This window comes from Acuticoccus sp. (assembly GCF_965213555.1).
Taxonomy (GTDB): Bacteria; Pseudomonadota; Alphaproteobacteria; order Rhizobiales; family Amorphaceae; genus Acuticoccus.
In genome coordinates, this window is sequence record NZ_OZ243890.1 from 2,067,563 (window position 1) to 2,087,367 (window position 19,805).

Annotated in this window: 15 protein-coding genes and 1 pseudogene; 5 read left to right on the forward strand and 11 right to left on the reverse strand. The window is 69.7% G+C overall.

The window, feature by feature from the left end:
• Positions 1-3 precede the first annotated feature (3 nt).
• The 4 genes from araD to ACOOE8_RS09845 form a co-directional block, all read right to left on the reverse strand.
• Positions 4-1,695: an L-arabinonate dehydratase gene (gene araD, locus ACOOE8_RS09830; RefSeq protein ID WP_420391303.1), complete on the reverse strand. Its 1,692-nt coding sequence runs from the start codon at positions 1,693-1,695 to the stop codon at positions 4-6.
• A 52-nt stretch (positions 1,696-1,747) separates the two neighbouring features.
• On the reverse strand, positions 1,748-1,873 hold the full coding sequence (locus tag ACOOE8_RS09835) for a hypothetical protein (RefSeq protein ID WP_420391304.1): 126 nt from the start codon (positions 1,871-1,873) through the stop codon (positions 1,748-1,750).
• Positions 1,874-1,901: 28 nt separating this feature from the next.
• Positions 1,902-3,992: a TRAP transporter large permease subunit gene (locus ACOOE8_RS09840; protein ID WP_420391305.1), complete on the reverse strand. Its 2,091-nt coding sequence runs from the start codon at positions 3,990-3,992 to the stop codon at positions 1,902-1,904.
• A gap of 210 nt (positions 3,993-4,202) precedes the next feature.
• On the reverse strand, positions 4,203-5,261 hold the full coding sequence (locus ACOOE8_RS09845; RefSeq protein WP_420391306.1) for a TRAP transporter substrate-binding protein: 1,059 nt from the start codon (positions 5,259-5,261) through the stop codon (positions 4,203-4,205).
• A 206-nt stretch (positions 5,262-5,467) separates the two neighbouring features.
• On the opposite strand from ACOOE8_RS09845, the gene ACOOE8_RS09850 reads away from it, so the two are divergent.
• Complete coding sequence (locus tag ACOOE8_RS09850; protein WP_420391307.1) at positions 5,468-5,896, forward strand: OsmC family protein; 429 nt, start codon at positions 5,468-5,470, stop codon at positions 5,894-5,896.
• A 38-nt stretch (positions 5,897-5,934) separates the two neighbouring features.
• Here ACOOE8_RS09850 and ACOOE8_RS09855 read toward each other — a convergent pair.
• Positions 5,935-6,498, reverse strand: a pseudogene (locus ACOOE8_RS09855) (type 1 glutamine amidotransferase domain-containing protein).
• Positions 6,499-6,603: 105 nt separating this feature from the next.
• Positions 6,604-8,553 (reverse strand): acetoacetate--CoA ligase, encoded by a 1,950-nt coding sequence (locus ACOOE8_RS09860; RefSeq protein ID WP_420391308.1) that lies wholly within the window; start codon positions 8,551-8,553, stop codon positions 6,604-6,606.
• Positions 8,554-8,670: 117 nt separating this feature from the next.
• On the opposite strand from ACOOE8_RS09860, the gene ACOOE8_RS09865 reads away from it, so the two are divergent.
• Positions 8,671-8,958, forward strand: a complete 288-nt coding sequence (locus tag ACOOE8_RS09865) for a DUF6460 domain-containing protein (RefSeq protein ID WP_420391309.1) — start codon at positions 8,671-8,673, stop codon at positions 8,956-8,958.
• A gap of 80 nt (positions 8,959-9,038) precedes the next feature.
• On the opposite strand, the gene infC is transcribed toward ACOOE8_RS09865, so the two are convergent.
• Together infC and ACOOE8_RS09875 are read right to left on the reverse strand one after the other, a co-directional pair.
• A complete protein-coding gene (gene infC, locus ACOOE8_RS09870; RefSeq protein WP_420394676.1) occupies positions 9,039-9,596 on the reverse strand; it encodes a translation initiation factor IF-3 in 558 nt (185 codons plus the stop codon).
• Between the two features lie 54 nt (positions 9,597-9,650).
• The gene (locus ACOOE8_RS09875) at positions 9,651-10,832 is read right to left on the reverse strand and encodes a glycosyltransferase family 4 protein (RefSeq protein ID WP_420391310.1); all 1,182 of its coding nucleotides are present in this window, start codon (positions 10,830-10,832) and stop codon (positions 9,651-9,653) included.
• Positions 10,833-10,888: 56 nt separating this feature from the next.
• On the opposite strand from ACOOE8_RS09875, the gene ACOOE8_RS09880 reads away from it, so the two are divergent.
• Together ACOOE8_RS09880 and ACOOE8_RS09885 are read left to right on the forward strand one after the other, a co-directional pair.
• A complete protein-coding gene (locus ACOOE8_RS09880; protein ID WP_420391311.1) occupies positions 10,889-11,644 on the forward strand; it encodes an alpha/beta hydrolase in 756 nt (251 codons plus the stop codon).
• 195 nt (positions 11,645-11,839) lie between these two features.
• Positions 11,840-14,950, forward strand: a complete 3,111-nt coding sequence (locus tag ACOOE8_RS09885) for a hypothetical protein (RefSeq protein ID WP_420391312.1) — start codon at positions 11,840-11,842, stop codon at positions 14,948-14,950.
• A gap of 158 nt (positions 14,951-15,108) precedes the next feature.
• On the opposite strand, the gene ACOOE8_RS09890 is transcribed toward ACOOE8_RS09885, so the two are convergent.
• Both ACOOE8_RS09890 and serB read right to left on the reverse strand, forming a co-directional pair.
• Positions 15,109-16,833: an ABC transporter ATP-binding protein gene (locus ACOOE8_RS09890; RefSeq protein ID WP_420394677.1), complete on the reverse strand. Its 1,725-nt coding sequence runs from the start codon at positions 16,831-16,833 to the stop codon at positions 15,109-15,111.
• A 474-nt stretch (positions 16,834-17,307) separates the two neighbouring features.
• Complete coding sequence (serB, locus tag ACOOE8_RS09895) at positions 17,308-18,240, reverse strand: phosphoserine phosphatase SerB (RefSeq protein ID WP_420391313.1); 933 nt, start codon at positions 18,238-18,240, stop codon at positions 17,308-17,310.
• Here serB and miaA point away from each other — a divergent pair.
• Positions 18,227-19,120, forward strand: a complete 894-nt coding sequence (miaA, locus tag ACOOE8_RS09900; RefSeq protein WP_420391314.1) for a tRNA (adenosine(37)-N6)-dimethylallyltransferase MiaA — start codon at positions 18,227-18,229, stop codon at positions 19,118-19,120. The genes serB and miaA overlap by 14 nt on opposite strands.
• A gap of 33 nt (positions 19,121-19,153) precedes the next feature.
• On the opposite strand, the gene ACOOE8_RS09905 is transcribed toward miaA, so the two are convergent.
• A complete protein-coding gene (locus ACOOE8_RS09905; protein ID WP_420391315.1) occupies positions 19,154-19,780 on the reverse strand; it encodes a cytochrome b in 627 nt (208 codons plus the stop codon).
• Between the last annotated feature and the right edge of the window lie 25 nt (positions 19,781-19,805).

Here is a 19,805-nt window from a genome sequence, read left to right on the forward strand (position 1 = left end):
GGCTCAGTAGATCGCCGGCTCCTCGACCATCGGACCGGCGTCCGTAAGCAGGAAGTCGAAGTCGCAACCGTCGTTCGCCTGCATGATGTGGCGCGAGAACATGAAGCCGTAGCCCCGGCCGTAGCGTGGCGGCGGCGGCGTCCACGCCGCGCGACGGGCGGCGAGCTCGGCCTCGTCGACGCGCATGTCGAGCCGTCGGTTCGGCACGTCGAGCTCGACGATGTCGCCCGTGCGCAGGAGCGCCAGCGGACCGCCCACGTAGGCCTCCGGGGCCACGTGCAGGACGCAGGCCCCGTAGGACGTGCCCGACATGCGCGCGTCCGACAGGCGGACCATGTCGCGCATCCCCTTGTTGAGCAGCGCCTGGGGCATCGGGATCATCCCCCACTCGGGCATCCCCGGCCCGCCCTGGGGACCCGCGTTGCGCAGGACGAGGACGGTGTCGGGGCTCATCGGATGGTCCACGTCGGTGATGATCGCCTTCATCTCCTCGTAGCTGTCGGCGACGAGGGCAGGCCCCGAATGCACATGGAACCGCGGATCGCAGGCCGCCGGCTTGATGATCGCGCCGTCGGGGGCGAGGTTGCCCTTCAGCACGGCGAGCGAGCCCTCGTGGTAGACCGGGTCGTCGAGGGTGCGGATGACGTCGGAGTTGTAGACCTTCGCGCCCTCGATCTCCTCGCCGAGCGGGCGGCCCGAGACGGTGAGCGCGGTGCGGTCGAGCTTGTCGCCGAGGTTCGCCATCAGCGCGCGCAGGCCGCCGGCGTAGTAGAAGTCCTCCATGAGGTAGGGCTTGCCGGAGGGGCGCACGTTGGCGATCACCGGCGTCGTGCGGCCGATCCGGTCGAGGTCGTCGAGCTCCAGCGCGATGCCGGCGCGGCGGGCCATGGCGATGAGGTGGATGATCGCGTTGGTCGAGCAGCCCGTCGCCATCGCCACGGTGACGGCGTTCTTGACGGCGGCCGGCGTCATCACCTTGCCCGGCCTCAGGTCCTCCCAGACCATCGCGACGGCACGGCGGCCCGAGGCGGCGGCCATCCGCTGGTGGTTGACGTCCGGGGCCGGGATCGAGGAGGCGCCGGACAGGGTTAGCCCCAGCGCCTCGGCGATGGCGGTCATCGTCGAGGCGGTGCCCATCGTCATGCAGTGGCCGTAGGAGCGGGCGATGCCGGCCTCCACGCCCTGCCACTCCTCGGCGGTGATGGTGCCGGCGCGCCGCTCGTCCCAGTACTTCCAAGCGTCGGTGCCCGAGCCGAGGTGCTGGCCGGCGTAGTTGCCGCGCAGCATCGGGCCAGCGGGGACGTAGAGGAACGGCAGCCCCATGGACACCGCGCCCATGACGAGGGCGGGCGTGGTCTTGTCGCACCCGCCCATCAGGACCGCGCCGTCGACCGGGTGGCAGCGCAGCAGCTCCTCGGTCTCCATCGCGAGGAGGTTGCGGTAGAGCATCGTCGACGGCTTCACGAGGTTCTCGCCGAGCGACAGCGCCGGCAGCTCCATGGGGAAGCCGCCCTCCTGCAGGATGCCGCGCTTCACCCACTCCACGCGGTCCTTGAAGTGCATGTGGCAGGGCTGGGCGTCGGACCACGTGTTGATGATCGCGATCACCGGCCGGCCGTCCCAGTCCTCCCGCGCGTAGCCCATCTGCATGACGCGCGAGCGGTGGCCCATGGAGCGCAGGTCGTCCGGCGCCATCCAGCGGGCGGACCTCAGATCGTCGTATGTCTTGGTACGCTGTGCCACTGGGTTAGCGGCCGATCGGCAACGCGAACACGAACATGACGTAGGAGAGGCCGCCGGCAAGGACGAGGCCGAGGATCCACGGTGCGAGGCCGTAGCGGTCCATGTCCTCGCGGGTGTCGCGTCCGATCATAGAACTTCTCCAAAGGGCATCACGCCGGTCAGCCGGACAGGTACTCGGGCAGCCATAGCGCGATCTGGGGGTAGAACAGGACGAGGGCGAGGCCGATGATCTGCAGCACGATGAACGGCAGGACCGACAGGTAGATCTCCTGCAGCGTCACGTCCGGTGGCGCCACCGACTTCAGCCAGAAGCAGGCCGGACCGAACGGTGGCGACAGGAAGTAGATCTGGATGTTCATCACGAACAGGATCCCGAACCAGACCTTCGCCTGATCGACGGTGAGGCCGAGCTCGGGCGCCAGCGTCTCCACGACCGGGGCGAACACCGGCACCGTGATGAAGACGATGGCGATCCACTCCATGAAGGTGCCGAGCACCACCAGGATCGCCATCATGGCGAGGATGACGCCGAGCGCCGGCAGGCCGAGGTCGAGGAACAGCGACTCCATGAAGCGGGCGCCACCGACGAGGTTGAAGATGCCGACGAAGGACACCGCGCCGAGGATCAGCCAGATGATGGTGCCGACCGTGGTCATCGTGCCGAGCAGCGCCGCGGTGATGACGTTCCAGCGGAACTCGTTGCGCACCGCCGCCACCACCAGCGCGCCGAGGCAGCCCACCGAGGCGGCTTCGGTCACCGAGGCGACGCCGCCGTAGATCGAGCCCATCACGGCCGCGATGAGGAGGATGCACAGCACCACCGCGACGATGCGGTGGGTGTTGAGCCCGCCGCGTTCGCCCGACATCGCGGCGACCTCCGCCGCGGTGGGCGCGAGCTTGTGATCGATGTTCACGCGCACGAGCACGTAGCCCGCGTAGAACACGGCGAGCATCAGCCCCGGCGTCGCACCCGCCATGAAGAGGTCACCGATGCCGACCTCCGCCGACAGGCCGTAGACGATCATGATGATCGACGGCGGGATCAGCGTCGCCAGCGCCCCGGACGCGCAGATCAGCCCGATGGACAGCTTGCGGTCGTAGCCGAGGCGGAAGAGCTGCGGCAGCGCGACGAGGCCGAGCATGACGATCTCGCCGCCCATCACACCGCTCATCGCCGCGAGGATGACGGCGACCACCGTGGTCTGCACCGCGACGCCGCCGCGGAAGTTGCCGGCGAACACGCTCATCGCGTCGAACAGGTCCTCGGCGATGCCCGCGCGCTCCAGGATCGAGGCCATGAGGACGAAGAACGGCACAGCCACGAGCGGGTAATTCTCGAGCAGCTTCACCGCGTTCTGCGCCACGAGGTAGAGCCCGTCGGGACCGAAGAACGACATCGCCATGATGACCGAGACGATGAGCGTCACGATGCCGAGCGGCATCCCGGTCATCATGAGGCCGATGAGGAGGACCACCATGATGACGGAGATCGTCCCAAGGTCGTAGGACCGCATCTGCAGGACGTCGGACGGGTCGAGCGCCGCGCCGATGGAGGTGAAGGCTTGGCTGAGCCCAGTCACCATGGGGCCGACGCCCTCCGTCTCGCCGAGGAAGACGGCGAGCGCCTGGGCACCGAAGTAGACGACCATGAAGAGCGCGAGGAGCGACACCGCGAACCGCGCCGCACGGCTCGTCACGTGCCGGTAGAGGTTCACCGTGAGCTGGGTGAGGTACAGGAAGGCGCCCGCGGCGAGCAGCACCTTGAACATCATCGGCATCGGCGAGTTGAACGGCGAGCCGGTCCGCTCCACGCGCAGGATGGCGTTGTAGCCGCGCAGCGCCGCGTCGGAGAGCAGGAGGTAGAGCGCGAGGACGCCGACGAGCATGGCGAAGAGGTCGAGCCACCACCTCGTGCGCGGCGACACCATCGAGTGGATCACCGTGATCGCGATGTGGCGACCCTTCAGCGTGATGTAGCCGGACGACAGCATCCACGCTGTGCCGACGAGGACGAGGACGAGCTCGAAGGCCCACAGCGTCGGGGCGTTCAACAGGTAGCGTGCGAACACCTCGTAGAGCGTGACGCCCGCGGCGACCATGTAGAGCGTCGAAACCGCGATGCCCACGAAGTGGCTGACGTGGTCGACGGGGCCGTAGCGGACGGCCACGTCGTCGGCGCGGCGAAGCGGGTCGGCTTCATCGACCTCGAGGGGGGCGCCCGCGAGGCGGCGCTCGGTGTCGGTGGCCATGGTGTCGTCCCCTTCAAGGGTGCGGCGCCCCTATGGGCTCGACCTTCGGGTCTCGTCGACCTCGGCGGACCACGCAGGCCGGCGTGCCAACGCAGGCCTCGGCAGCGCCGAGCAGGACGTGCACCGCCGCATCGGCGACGGCGGGGGCAGGCGCCCCGCCGCCCGTGCGTCGGCCTCAGGTTGATGCGGCGCGGGCCTCGGCGGGCGCGATCACTGGCTGCCGAAGTCGGCCGACAGCAGCCCCGCCTTCTTCATGTAAGCGATGTGCGTGTCGTAGGCCTCCTGGGCGAGCTCGGAGCCGGCGGCGAAGTCCTTCCAAGCCTCCGTCGCGATCTCACGGAACTTGTCGCGCTCGGCCTGGGGCCAGTCGATGATCGTGAGGTCGCTGTCCGCCCGGTCCCGTGAGACGAGCGTGAGGTCCTGCTGGCGCACCTCGCGGGTGAGATCCATGTACGCCGCCTCCCACCACACCTCGATGATGGTCCGCTGCGCATCAGTCAGGGAGTCCCAGACTTCCTGGTTGAACGTGAGCTGCAGGGTCGGCATCGAGTGGATGCCCGGGTAGATCGGGTACTTGGCGATCTTGTGCATCCCGTTCGCGTCGTTGTTGACGTAGGCGGAGTTGTCCGCCGCGTCGATCACGCGCCGCTCCAGCGCCCCGTATGTCTCCGACGCCGGCAGCGCGACCGGTGCGGCGCCCGCACGGCGGAAGACGTCCGCGGCGAGGCCCTCGGGCGAGCGGATCTTCTTGCCCTCGAGGTCGCTGACCTTCTCGATGGGCACCGTCGACACGAACGCTTCCCTCGAGTACGCGCCGCAGGCGACGACGTGGACGCCCGGGAAGTACTCGTCATAGAGCTTTTGTAGGACCTCCCTGCCGCCCTCGCGCTGGCAGAAGTTCCAAACCTGCTCGGGACTGTCGTAACCGGCGATGAGGTCGCCCATCAGGGCGAAAGCAGGGTCCGTCCCTGCAAAGTAGGCGGTCGCCGTGTAGTCGCCGTCTAGGATGCCGACCTGGATGGCCTCAGGGGTCTCACGGTGACCGACCACCGACTCGATGGGCAGGAACTCGATCTCGAGCTCTCCTTCGGTCATCGTCGTCAGCTTCGGCAGCCACTTCTCACGCAAGTACTGCAGGCTGAAGTGGCTCGCGTTCGAGCTTGTCTGCAGCTTCAGCGTCCGCGCGGTCGCCGCGTCCGGCAACAGCGTGCAAAGCGATGCGGCCAACGTCGTCGACAACGCGAGCGTCAACACCGATCTGGCGTTCATGGACTTCCTCCCCGTAGTCTTGTTTTGCTCTCGGCCGGTGGCCGATTTGACGGCAGCGTAGGTCACTCCGCCGCATCGGACAAGGGACCGCGGGCATAGGCGTGTCGCGTCGAGCGGCGAACCGTGCGGTGGCGACGAGCTTGGTAAACTGCGTTACTTGTTCACGGATGAAGCAGCCGCGCGCCGCGGCAACACGGAGGACAACCATGAAACGCACCGCATCCGCCGCTTGGCAGGGCGCCCTCAAGGACGGATCGGGGACGGTGTCCACCGAGATGGGAGGGCTGTCGCAGACCCCGTACTCGTTCAACACGCGGTTCGAGGACGGCACCAGCGGCACCAACCCCGAGGAGCTCCTCGGGGCCGCCCACGCGGCGTGCTTCACCATGGCGGTCAGCCACGAGCTCGCCGGCGCGGGGCACCCGCCGCAGCGCGCCGAGACGAAGGCGAGCGTGCAGCTCGATCAGGTCGAGGGGGGCTTCGCGATCTCCAAGATCCACCTCTCGCTCGTCGCGGACGTCCCAGGACTGTCGGACGAGGAGTTTCAGAAGATCGCGAGCTCGGCGAAGGAGAACTGTCCGCTGTCCAAGGCGATCGCCGCCCCCATCGAGCTCGATGCGAGGTTGATGAGCTGAGGTTTGCAGGGCGCCCGCCGTGGGCGCCCTGCCGTGCGTCAGGCCGCGGCGCGCTGGTGGCGACCCTCGCGGACCTCCTCGACGATCTTGGCGATGAAGGCGTCGAGGTCGCCGGGGTTTGCGGGAGGTGATGAGCGCCCCGGTCCGTCACCACCGCGCGGTCGTGCCATCGGCCTCCCACGTTGGTCACGTCCGTGCGGATCGAGTGGTAGGACGTCACGTCGCGTCCCGCGACGATGCCCGCCTCGACGAGGTGCCAAGGCGCGTGGCAGATGGCAGCGAGCGGCTTGCCGGTGTTGAAGAAGTCGCGGATGAAGGTCACTGCGTCCTCGTCGGTGCGCAGGACGTCGGGGTTGATCTGTCCGCCGGGCAGCACGAGGGCGTCGAAGTCGGATGGGCTGACGCTGTCCAACGTTGCGTCAACCGCCACCGCTTCGCCCCAGTCGGTCTCGTCCCAGCTCCTGATCGTGCCCGCCTCGGGCCGCCACGACGACCACCGTCGCACCGGCCTCCTGGAGCTGACGCTTCGGCTCGAACAGCTCGGACTTCTCAAACCCATCGGTGGCAAGGATCGCGATCTTCGCGTCTGAGATCTCGGGCATGGTGCGCTCCATCCATGGCCGGGGAGGATCCCCTCCCGCCTTCGGAGCAGTCAGCGGCGACGTCCCCTCATCCGTTCCGCGCGCGCCCAAGGACCGAGCGTCGCGTCAGCTCGCGAGCTCGGGCCGGTCGGCGAAGTGCGCGAGCGCCTCGGGGTTGGCGAGCGCTTCCTTGTTCTTGACCTCGCGCCCGTGCACCACGTCGCGGACCGCGAGCTCGGTGATCTTGCCGGACTTGGTGCGCGGGATGTCGGCGACGGCCACGACCTTCGCGGGGACGTGGCGCGGCGAGGCGCCCTCGCGGATCTGCGCCTTGATGCGGCGAACGATCTCCTCGGAGAGCCTCGCCCCCTCGGCGAGGCGCACGAACAGGACGACGCGCACGTCATCGTCGATGGTCTGGCCGATGGCGAGGGCCTCCAGCACCTCCTCGATCTGCTCCACCTGGGCGTAGATCTCGGCGGTGCCAATGCGCACCCCGCCAGGGTTGAGCGTCGCGTCCGAGCGGCCGTGGATCACCATGCCGCCGTGCATGGTCCACTCGGCGAAGTCGCCGTGGCACCACACGCCCTCGAACCTGTCGAAGTAGGCGGCGCGGTACTTCTCGCCGTCCGGGTCGTTCCAGAACATCACCGGCATCGAGGGGAACGGGCGGCGGCACACGAGCTCACCCTTGCCCGAGGCCAGGTGCTGGCCGTCCTCGCCTGCCACGTCCACCGCCATGCCGAGCCCGGGACCCTGGATCTCGCCGGCGTAGACGGGGAGCGTCGGCACGCCGAGGACGAAGCAGCTCACGATGTCCGTGCCTCCCGAGATCGAGGCGAGGTGCACGTCCCCCTTCACGGCCTCGTACACCCATCGGAAGGAGTCCGGGGCGAGCGGCGAGCCGGTGGACAGGACGACCTCGAGGGCGGACAGGTCGTGCGTTTCGACCGGCCGCAGCCCCTCCTTACGCAGGGCATCGATGTACTTCGCGCTCGCACCGAAGTGCGTCACGCGCTCGGCCTCGGCGAGGTCCCAGAGCACGCGAGGGGAGGGGGCGAAGGGCGAGCCGTCGTAGAGGATCAGCGTCGCACCCGAGGCAAGCGCGGTGACGAGCCAGTTCCACATCATCCAGCCACAGGTGGTGAAGTAGAACACGCGGTCGCCCGGCGCGATGGACGCGTGGTAGCGGTGCTCCTTGACGAGCTGAATGAGCGGTCCGCCGACCGAGTGGACGATGCACTTCGGCACGCCCGTGGTGCCCGACGAGAAGAGGATGAAGCCGGGCTCGTTGAACGCCGCCGGCTCGTAGGTGGGCTCGGCCTCCGTGCGCTCACCGACGACGGTGTCGTAGAGCGTCCCGCCCACCTTCTCGGCGAGCTCCTCGGCGCGGATGTCGTCGAGGTAGGCAACGATGACGACCGTGGAAGGTGCCAGCGCCTCGACGATGGCCGCGACCTTCGCGGAGACGTCGATGGGCTTGCCGCCGTACCAGTAGCCATCGCAAGCGAGGAACGCCTTGGGCTCGATCTGGCCGAAGCGGTCGAGCACGCCGCGCTCGCCGAAGTCGGGCGAGCAGGACGAGAAGATCGCGCCGAGCGAGGCGGTGGCGAGGCACGCCGCCACCGCCTGGGGCATGTTGGGCAGCATCGCCGCGACCCGGTCGCCAGGACCGACGCCCGCCGCGGCGAGGAACGCAGCAAGGCGCGCCACGTGCGCCTTGAGCTCTCCCCTGGTGAGGCGCAGGTCCGCCTTGTCCTCACCGCGGAAGACGATCGCCTCCGCCTCGTCCGGCCCGGCGAGGCAGTTCTGCGCGTAGTTGATGGTGCCGTTCGGGAAGAACTGTCCGCCTGCCATCGGCAAGGCGCCGGCGCTCGCGGGCTCGCCCTTGTCGCCGATGAGGGCCGCCTCGTCCCACACGAGCGACCAGAACGCGGCCGGCTCCGCGACGGACCACGCGTGCAGGTCGCGGAAGTCGCCGAGCGGGCGATCGGAGCGCTCGGAGGCGGCGCGGACGAGCGCGGCCATCGCGGTCGCCTCCGGCGCGGTTGGGCGCCAAAGCGGTTCGTGTGACATTCGTTCCTCCCGGCGCCGTCGACCCGCTCCTTCTAGGGCGCTGCCCGGTCAGGGTGAAGGCGCGCGCTGGCACGGTCAGGCGCCGCGCCTATATTTGAGGAGTGTGCGGAGGGTGCGATGAGCGAGTACGACAAGCGGATCAGTCCCACGGAGCGGGTCCTCGGCGGCTCGCCGCTCGGCGTCCTGGTGCGCCTCCTCGTCATGTCGTTCGTCGTCGGCGTCATCCTGACCGTGCTCGACGTCAACCCCAACGACGTCATCAACTGGCTCGACACCCGCTTCCGCGCGCTGACCAACCTCGGCCTCGGCTCCATCGAGCAGGCGGTCGAGATCATGCTGGTCGGCGCGGTGATCGTCGTGCCGGTGTGGCTGCTCCTGCGTGTCCTCAAGATCCTGGCGCGCTGAGCGGGGGCCGGGCGCTCGTCAGGTTGCGGTAAATGAAGCCGCGACCTGACGAGCGGCAGGGACGGTAAGGCGCCGTCGCGTCAGGCCGCCGGGCGGGGCTGCGTCGGTGCAAGCACCATGACCATCTGCCGGCCCTCGAGCTTCGGCTCTGCCTCGACCTTCGCGATCTCGGAGGTGTCGGTGCGCACCTTGTCGAGCAGCTCCATGCCGAGGTTCTGGTGCGCCATCTCGCGCCCGCGGAACCGCAACGTCACCTTGACCTTGTCGCCCTCGTCGAAGAACTTGCGGATGGCCCTCATCTTCACGTCGTAGTCGTGCGTGTCGATGTTGGGGCGCATCTTGATCTCTTTGACCTCGAAGGTCTTTTGCTTCTTGCGCGCCTCGGCGGCCTTCTTCTGGGTCTGGAACTTGAACCGGCCGTAGTCCAAAATCTTGCAGACCGGCGGGTCGGAGTTCGGCGCCACCTCGACGAGGTCGAGGCCGGCGCTCTCGGCGAGCTGGATCGCGTCGTCGATGGTGATGACGCCACGGTTCTGGCCGTCCCCGTCCACGAGTTGGACGCGGGGGACGCGGATGTCGCGGTTGGTCCTGGGTCCCTGCTTCAGAACCGGTTGTGGTGCGCGGTGCGGTCGACGAATGGTGGTCACTCCACGAATGGTTGGTCGGTCGGCGAGGCCATGCGCCCCGCGAGCTCAATATAGCGCGTCCTGCGTATTGTCCAAAAGGTCGCGATAGACCTTGAGCGTCCGGGCCTTCATCCCGTCGAGCGAGAAGTGTGCCTCCGCATGGGCGCGGCCGCGCGCGCCGATCATCGCACGGGTGTCCTCGGACGCCTGGAGCGCCTCGAACAGCGCGGCGGCCAGCGCCTCGGCGTCGCCCGGTGGCACGCGCCAGCCGGTGCGCCGGTCGCGGGCGACGTCGGGCGGGGCAAGGACGGTCTCGCGCACCGCCCCGTGATCGGACACGATCACCGGGACGCCGGCCGCCTGCGCCTCCACCGCCGCCCGGCCGAAGGCCTCCGGTTCGGTCGACGGCTGCACGGCGAGCGCGGACGCAGCGAGCGCGGCCGGCACGTCGTCGACGTGGCCGACGACGCGCACGTGATGCTCCAGCGCAAGGTCCGCGATGCGTGCCATCACCTCGTCCAGGTAGCGGGTCCGGCCCTGGTGGTCGCCGGCCAACACGCAGAGCCACCCGCGGTCGAGCTCTCCGCGCAGGATGTCGAGGGCGTCGAGGAGCACCAGCTGGCCCTTCCACGAGGTCATCCGCGCGAGGTTGAGCACGATCCGCTCGTGCGGCTCGACGCCCCAGGCCGCGCGCAGCGCCGCGGCGCGGGCGGAAGCGTCCGCCGCGAAGGCCGACAGGTCGATGCCGCGATGGATGGTGAGGATGCGCCCGCGCGCGAACGGGTGGCGGTGGGCGACGAGGCCAGCGGTGTAGGCCGAGTTCGCGATCACCACGTCGCCGCGCGCCATCACCGAGTTGTACCGGTTCTTGAGCGCGTTCCCCTCGTTGTAGGCGCCGTGGTAGGTGGTGACGAGCGGGCGCCAGCTCCAGGACGCGGCCCACAGCGCCGACCAGGCAGGCGCGCGCGAGCGGGCATGGATGATGTCGACGCCCTCCGCCTCCATGAGGTCGGAGAGCCGCACGGCGTTGGCGCGCATGGTGAGGATGCGCTTCGTCGCCACGGGGAGGACGACGTGCTCACCGCCCCGAGCCACGAGCTCCTCCACCATCCGGCCGCCCTCGGAGGCGACGATGGCGCGGTCCCCGGCATCGACCAGGGCGGCGGCGATGTCGAGGGTGGTGCGCTCGGCCCCGCCGGTGTCGAGCTCCGGCACAACTTGCAGGATCGTCATCGGCCGCGCAGTCATCGTCGCCCCGTCGTGGCGGCCGCGCCGCTCGCCAACCCCATAGCAGAGGTTGCCTGATGACCGACACCAGCACGCGCATCGCCTTAAGCGACGGTGAGCTCGCCGTCGCGGTCACCGAGGGCAGGGACCCGGCCGTCCTGTGGCTCGGCGGCTTCCGCTCCGACATGGCCGGCGGCAAGGCGGTCCGGCTTGCCGAATGGGGCGCAGCTGCAGGGCGGCGGGTGGTGCGCTTCGACTATCGCGGCCATGGGGCGTCGACCGGCGCGTTCGGGGACCACGCGCTGTCGGACTGGCTCGCCGACGCCGAGGCCGTCGCCGAGCGCTGGTGCCAGGGACCGACGGTTGCCGTGGGCTCCTCCATGGGCGGATGGATCGCGCTCCTGATGGCCCGCCGCCGCCTCGCCGCCGGCCGGCCGTTCGCCGGACTGGTCCTCGTGGCGCCGGCGGCGGACTTCACCGAGCGGCTGATGTGGCCCTCGTTGAGCGAGGAGGTGCGCCAGCGCATCATGGACGAGGGCGTCGCGTACCTGCCGTCCGCGTACGGCGAGCCTGTCCCGGTCACGCGTCGCCTGTTCGAGGACGGGCGTCGGCACCTCGTCTACGGCGACGCGCCCATCGAAACAGGCTGCCCGGTGCACATCCTGCAGGGCGTCCAGGACATGGACGTGCCGCACACCCACGCGCTGGAGCTCGTCGACCGCCTGGCCCACGACGACGTGGTGCTGACCCTGGTGAAGGACGGCGACCACCGGCTGTCGCGCGAGGAAGACCTCGAGCGGCTGGTGGCTGCGGTGGAGGGGATCACCGGATGAGTCCCCTTATCCTCCTTTAACCAAACGACCAAAAAACGTCGCTGGGTTGAGGGAAAAGCTTTACGTCACAATCGAAGGTTGCTAGAGACGAGCCGACAGCTTGCCCGGTAAGATCCCCCCGAGCTCGATGGACGACCCGCTCAAACGACGGCGCATCGGCTTCCCTTACGGACGAGCGGACCAAGGGAGAGTGCGATGGCGACCTTCATTGTAGACACGCTGATTGACGAGAGCGACGGCGACTTCGGGGCGGGCGACCAGTCGCTGCGCGAGGCGATCGAGCGCGCGAACGCGACCTCGGGCTTCGACACCGTCACGTTCGCTGTGAGCGGTACGATCACGTTGGCGAGCGAGATCGCCATCACCGACGCCATCAACATCGACGGCAACGCGCGGCCGTTATTCTTTGCCCCGATCACCATCAACGGCGCCAACCAGACGAGGCTATTCAACGTCAACGCCGACGCCTCGTTCGAGGGGATCAACTTTCGCAACGGCTTCGACGCGACGGGCGAAGGCGGCGGCGCGATCCTGCACACCAACGGGGACCTCGTTGTCGCGCAATCGAGGTTTGAGAACAACGTGGTGACCGGCCCCGGCGCCTCGGGAGGAGCGATCAACGCTGGCGGCGACGTCCTAAGCGTTCTGAACACCGTCTTCGCCAACAACAGCGCTACGCGCGCCGGCGGCGCCATCGAGGCGTCCGGCGGAGTTCAGGTGCTGCTCGATAATGCGAACTTCAGCGTCAACACCGCGGTGGGAGGCGCGGACGGCCCGGGAGATGGTGGCGCGCTCCACGTCACCGGCGGCGGCGCCTTCGTCGTGTCCATTGGATCCAACTTCAGTAGTAACGACGCGGCGAGCGAGGGCGGGGCGCTGTGGATCGACGCCGGCTCCTTCCTCAATGTTCGCGCCACGGACTTCGACTTCAACACTGCGCGGGGCGACGGAGCTGAGCAGGGGGGCGGCGCGATCTACAACAACGGCGGACGCCTCTACGTCGACGGTTCCTCGTTCTTCATCAACAACGCCGCGACCGGTGCATCGGGATCGGGCGGCGCCATCCTACTGAACGGCGGCGAGGCAGAGCTCTACCAGTCCAACCTCTTGTATAACACGGCGAACCGCGCGGGCGGAGCCATCGAGGTCACCACCGGGCAACTCACGGTCGGACTCAGCGACTTCGTCGGGAACGACGCTGGGGCCGGTGCGCCGGCGCCCGGCAACGGTGGCGCGATCCACGTGACCGGTGCCGAGGGCGTCGACACGGCCGTCACGATCACGGACTCGCGGTTCAATGACAACGTCGCCTCTGCCGAGGGCGGCGCGCTGTGGAACGCGGCCAACTCGACGATGAGGGTCACCGCCACGTCGATCGAGCAAAACTTTACCCGCGGCGCCGACGGCGGTGGTGGAGGCATCTTCAACGATGGCGGCGACCTCGTCGTCGAGGGCACCGACATCACCCAGAACAGGGCGGAAGGGGCGTCGGGCTCGGGCGGCGGCATCCTCACCGTCGGCGGCAGCGTCAGGGTCAGCGGCACCAACATGGTCGGCAACGAGGCGAACCGTGCCGGCGGCGCGATCGAGATCACCGACGGGTCGTTGCAGGTCGACCGCGCGCTGCTCCAAGGCAACTCCGCCGGCCGGTCGGACCCGGCGCCGGGCAACGGCGGCGCGATCCACGTCTCGGGCAACACCGCGCAGACGTTCATCACCGACAGCGTCGTCACCAACAACTTCGCCGCGAACGAGGGCGGCGGCTTCTGGAACGGCGGTCCCGGCGCGCAGATGACCGTGGTGAACACGGCCTTTACAGCCAACAACGCCGCGGGCAGCGAGGCCGACAACGGCGGTGGCGCGCTCTACAACAACGGCGGCTCGCTGACCGTCGTCGACAGCACGCTACTGCGCAACTTCGCCGTGGGCGCTGCGGGGTCGGGTGGCGGCATCCTGTCCGCCGGCGGCACGCTGACCGTCGTGGACACCGTCCTGCGGGCGAACTTCGCCAACCGTGCCGGCGGCGGCGCGGAGGTCATCGATGGCACCGCGGCGGCCTTCGAGCGGACGACCTTCACCGGCAACCTCGTCGGCGCCGCGCCGGGCAACGGCGGCGGTGTCCACGCCGCCGACCCAGGTACCACCGTCGACCTGTCCGACGGTGCCTTCGAGGACAACGCTGCGAACCAGGGTGGCGGGCTGTGGATCTCCGCCGACGTCACCGCGAGCGTCGAGGACACGACCTTCGTCGGCAACCGCGCCGTCGGCGAGCTCGGCGGCGGCGCCATCTACGTCGTCGACGGTGGGACGCTGACCGTCTCCGAGAGCGTCATCGCCTTCAACGAGGCAGCGACCGGCGAGGCGATCTCCGTCGCCGGGCCTCTTCCCGACGCCCCGGGCACGATCGAGATCCGCAACACCGAGATCGGCGAGGCCGAGGTCGTCGGCGGCTCCGGCGCCGACTCGCTGTTCGCCAGCGGGTCCGGCAGCGTCATCCGCGGCGAGGCGGGGCCGGACACGATCCGCGGCTCCGGTGGCGACGACACCATCGAGGGCGGCGACGGCGACGACTCGCTGGCGGGAGGCAACAACGACGACGTGATCGACGCCGGCCGCGGGGACGACGAGGTCGCGGGCAACCGCGGCGACGACACGCTGACGGGTGGCGCAGGCAACGACACGCTCAGCGGCAGCCCCGGCGACGACGTCATCAACGGTGGGGACGGCGACGACCGCCTCTTCGGCGCCAGGAACGACGACGTCTTGCTCGGGGGCCGCGGCTCCGACTCCATCAGCGGCGGTCAGGACCGTGACACGCTCGACGGTGGTGACGGTGGCGACCTGCTCGTGGGCAACAACGGGGACGACGTGATCGAGGGTGGCAGCGGCAACGACGTCGCCCTCGGCGGGGCCGGGTTTGACATCGTCCGCGGTGGTGCGGGCAAGGACAGCCTCGACGGTGGCAACGGCGCGGACGAGATGTTCGGCGACGAGGGCGACGACATCCTCTTCGGGGGTCGTGGCGACGACCTGATCTTCGGCGGCGAGGGCGACGATACGGTGATCGGCAGCGGCGGCAGCGACATTTTCGTGGTGCTCGACGGCGAAGATGGGGCCGACGCCGACGGCACCGACACGATCACCGACTTCCAGGACGGGCGCGACGTCATCGCGTTGTTCAACGGAGCCGACTTCGACGACCTCGCGTTCGCCGGAGAGGAGGTCTCCCTCGACGGCAACGTCATCGCCGTCGTGACGGGCGTCGATACGACGACCTTGACGGTGGACGACTTCATCTTCGCCTGAGGCGGGGCCCGACGGCCCGGCGGGCGCGAGCGCTCGCCGGGCTACCGGTTCCCGATCCTCGACCGACCCATCGCTCGGGAGCCCGACGGCCATGCGGTCGTCGGGCTTCCCTCGTTTGCGGCCCGAGGGACTCGCCCGCGGCCCGGCGCCGCGGTGGCTCAATCGTCCGCGAGCTGCAGGCGGTGGAAGCGAGCGTAGAGTCCGTCCGCGGCGACGAGCTCGGCGTGGGTGCCCACCTCGGCGACGCGTCCTGCGTCGAGGACGATGATGGTGCGCGCGGCGCGCACCGTGGACAGGCGGTGGGCGATGACGAGGGTCGTCCGCCCCGCCGACAGGCGCGACAGCGCAGCGCGGACGACTGCCTCGGACTCCGCGTCGAGCGCCGAGGTCGCCTCGTCGAGGAGGAGGATCGGTGCGTCTTTGACAAACGCGCGGGCCAGCGCGATGCGCTGCCTCTCGCCACCGGAGAAGTTGCCGCCGCGCTCCCCCGCCGGCGCGTCGTAGCCGAGCGGGCGGCTCGTGATGAAGTCGTGCGCCCCGGCTGCTCGCGCCGCAGCCTCGATCTCCCCCTCTGAGGCGCCGGGGCGGCCGAGCGCGATGTTCGCCGCGACGGTGTCGTTGAACAGGATCACGTCCTGCGAGACGACCGCGATGCGCTCGCGAAGGCTGTCGATGGTGAGGTCCGCGACGTCCTCGCCCGCAACGAGAACGCGGCCGGCCGTCGGATCGTAGAGCCGCGGGATGAGGTTGAACACGGTGGACTTGCCCGCCCCGCTGCGCCCGACGATGGCCGTCGTCGCGCCCTCGGGCGCCTCGAACGAGACGGTGAAGAGCGCCGGCGCGGCGGCCGCGTAGGCGAAGCTCACTCCGTCGAAGCGCACCGCACCCGAGGCGAACGTCGCGGAGCGCGCGCCGGGCCGGTCGCGCACCGTGGGAGCGGTGTCGAGCACCGCGTAGTACCGACCGAGCGCCGCCAACCCCTCCTGGACGAGGGCGTTCAGGTTGCCGAGCGCGCGCAACGGCTGCGCAGCGATGAGGAGCGCTCCGAGGAAGCCGGTGAACTCGCCGATCGTCGCGTGCCCGGCGAGGATGCGCCAGCCGATGACGAGGAGGATGACGGTGACGGCGAGGCCGCCGAGCGCCTCCATGATGGGGTCCACCCGCCCCCGCTGCAGCGCCGCCTTGAGGCGCAGGCCGCGCAGCGCCTCGAACGCGCGGTCCGCCCGGGTGCCGAGGTAACCCTCCAGCCGATACGTCTTGACCATGCGCGCCGCGCCGAAGGTCTCGGTGGTGAGGCTCGCCATCGCCCCTGTGCGCTCCTGCGTGGAGCGCGACACGCGCCGCAGCCTCCGTCCGATCCGCGTCACGGGGACCAGCGCCAGCGGCAGGATCACGGCGGCGATCAGCGACAGCACCCAGTCGAGGTAGATCATGGTGGCGAACAGCGCGAGGATGGTCAGCCCGTCGCGCACCAGCACCGCCACGACCCGTGCGAGGGCGTTCCTCATGTAGTTGAGATCGGTCGTGAAGCGCTGCGTCCAAGCGCCGGGGCTCTCGCGGCCGATCTGGGCGAGGTCGGCGGCCACCAGGTGCCGGTAGAGCCGCTGCTGCATGTCGGTCTCGACGCGCGTCACCACGCGTTGGGTGAGGGCGACCTGTGCGTAGGTGAACGCGCCCTTCGCGCATGCGGCAGCGAGGATCAGCCACGGCAGCACCGTGATCGCCCACGGGTCCTTCTCGGAGAAGGCGGTGAACGCCCAGTTGATGATGAGCGGGTAGAGGCTGGTGGACGCGGCGACGAAGCCGATGGCGCCCAGCGCCAGAACCAGCCGCCCCCGGTGCTGCCGCACATGCTCGCGCCACAGCCGTCGCACCAGCGGCATGGACTCGGCCGCAGGAAGGGGCCGCGCTCCCGCCTGCGTGGGCCTTCGCGGCGCAGCAACGGCGATGGGCTCTGCGATGATCCGCTCCGGCCGGTTCATCGCACCAACGTCGCCGCCGCGGGCCACACTTCATCCTGCACCATGCGTCCGCATACCTTATTCATCCTTCCGAGGGAGGTGCGACGATCGGTACCAAAGGGTGGCTACGGGCTTCGCGTTAACTTCTGGGTTGCGCATCCTGATGCAGCTCACTAAATTGCGGAGCTGCGTCGAGGCGATTGACGGTAACAGTCACACCTTGGGAGGACGCGATGTCGAAGGTTCGCTCGTTGACGTTGAATGGTCGTGGAACGGGTCTCTTGACGCTGTCCGCTGCGATGGCGTTCGTCCTTGCGATCTGCTTGGGCCTCGTCTGAGACCACAGCGGCGGCACCGCCCGCCGCTCGACATGACGCTGGCTTACGCATGATCGCGTCAGATGGGCGCAGCTGCGCCAACCAAGTTCGGGCTTGGCTCCGGGCATGACGGATCGCGGCGGTCATCCGGCACGATCCCCATGGCGAGGAGCACGCTCGTGAGGTCGCCGTGGCGCACGACGCCGTCGGCCACCTCACGCAGCACCGGCTTGGCACGATGGGCGATCCCCAGGCCAGCAGCGGTCACCATCGCGTAGTCGTTGGCGCCGTCGCCAATTGCGATGGCGTCGGTCGGCGCGATGCCGAGCGCCTCGCACTCGGCGAGGAGGCGGTCGCGCTTGGCGTCCGCGCCGAGGATCGGATGCTCCACCTCGCCGGTAAGGAGGCCGTCCTCCACCACAAGGCGGTTCGCATAGGCGCGGTCCATCCCGAGGCGCGCGGCCACCGGCTCAGCGAACTGAAGGAAGCCTCCGGACACCAGGACGGTGCGCATTCCGTGCGCCTTCGCGCCAGCAACGAGCGTGGCGGCGCCCCGCGAGGCTGTGATGGTACCTGCCAAGAGCTCGTCGATCGCGGCCGCGGGGACGCCCTTCAACAGCGCCACGCGCTCGGTGAGCGCGGCAGCGAAGTCGAGCTCGCCACGCATGGCGCGGTCGGTGATCGCGGCAACCTCAGCCCTCAGCCCTCGGACCGCGGCGAGCTCGTCGATGCACTCCTGCTCGATCATCGTGGAGTCCATGTCCGCCATCAGAAGGTGCTTGCGCCGTCCCTCGGCAGGCTGGACGAAGGCATCGAGCCCGGCCTCGTCGGCCAGGGCGAGGGCCTTCGCTCGCACGTCCTCGCGCACGCCACGCACGTGGAGGTCCATGGCGCAGGGGCCGAGGCGCTCGGCCCGGTGCGCGGACAACGCGGCCACCAACGGCGCCGCCCCCATCGGGTCGAGCGGCCCTGGAGCGACCAGCGTCACGAGGAGTTCCATGGCGATCGTCATCGCCGGTCCCACGGCCTCCGGCAAGTCCCGCCTCGCGCTCGCCCTCGCCGAACGGCGCGACGGCGTCATCATCAACGCCGACGCCATGCAGGTCTACCGCGACCTCAGGGTGCTGACCGCGCGGCCGACGCCGGCCGACGAGGCGCGCGCGCCGCACGCGCTCTACGGCCACGTGGATGCGGCGACGGCGCACGCGGTGGCGCGCTTCGTCAGCGAGGCGGCGACCGCCATCGCGGACGCGCGCAGGGTGGGACGCGTGCCCATCGTGGTCGGCGGCACGGGGCTCTACCTGGCAGCGCTCACCGAGGGGTTGGCCGCGGTCCCGCATGTGCCGAGCGCGGTGCGCGAACGGTGGCGGGAGGCGCAGGCGAGGGCGGGCGCGGCTGCGTTGCACGCCGAGCTCGCCCGGCGCGACCCCGCCATGGCAGCGCGGCTGCAGCCCACCGATCCACAGCGCGTGGTGCGGGCGCTGGAGGTCGTCGACGGCACGGGCCGCTCGCTGTCGGCGTGGCAGGAGGACCGCGGGCCCGCGGTGCTCCCGCTCGGTGCCGACGTCGTGGCGCTCGTCCTAACGCCCGATCGCACGAGCATCCGCGCGGCCATCGCGGCGCGCGTCGACGCCATGATACAGGCGGGCGCGTTGGACGAGGCGTCTGCGCTCGCAGGCCGTGACCTCGATTCGCGGCTGCCAGCCATGAAGGCCATCGGCGTCGCCCTCCTCGCCGCGGCGGCGGCCGGCCGAACGCCCCTCGCAGAGGCGGTCGAGCGCGTCGTCACCCAGACGCGCCAGTACGCCAAGCGGCAGGACACGTGGTTTCGCCACCGCTTCGCGCACTGGAGAAGGGCGGCAACGCCGGAGGAGGCAGAGGCGCTCCATTGAGCTGCCGGGCAACGGGGCGAGCCCGACCGAGCGCTAGCCGAGGTACCCGGCTGGGCGTGCGCCTTCTGGGCGATCGCTGGGCTTGTCGCTGCGTCCGACCACCATGCGCTCCAGCGTCGGGTCGCGCTTGCCGAAGTGGTGGACGAGGGCGATCACGATGTGGGCGACGATGAACGAGGCGAAGGTCCAACCGAGCGCGACGTGGACCCAGCCGACGAGGCTTGCGAGCCCCTCGTTGGGGGTGCCGCCCTCGGGGATGAGCGTGACCCCCCAGACGGTCAGTCCATGGCCGAGCGAGATGAGCAGGATGAACCCGAGGAACGGGACTGCGATCAAAAGGGCGTAGAGCACGACCTGCCCCACCGTCGCGCTGAACCGCTCGAACGGGGGTCCCTCGTGGGGCGGCCGATGATGGTAGCTGCTCGCTGCCCACAGGACCCTCAGCACGCCCAGGGTCAGGATGGTGAACCCCATCGAGAAGTGCGTGGAGAAGAGCAGGCGCTCGAGGGGCGTGTCGGGAGCGAAGGCATGCAGCGCCGCGGTCGTGAGCTGGTACACGATCAGGATCGCCAGCATCCAGTGGAAGTCTCTGGAGACGATGCCGTAGCGTTCCGGCGTGTCGACGAGTGGGCTCGCGCTCGCGTGGGCGGTATCGGTCATGGCGGATCTCCGGCTTGGCCGCTTC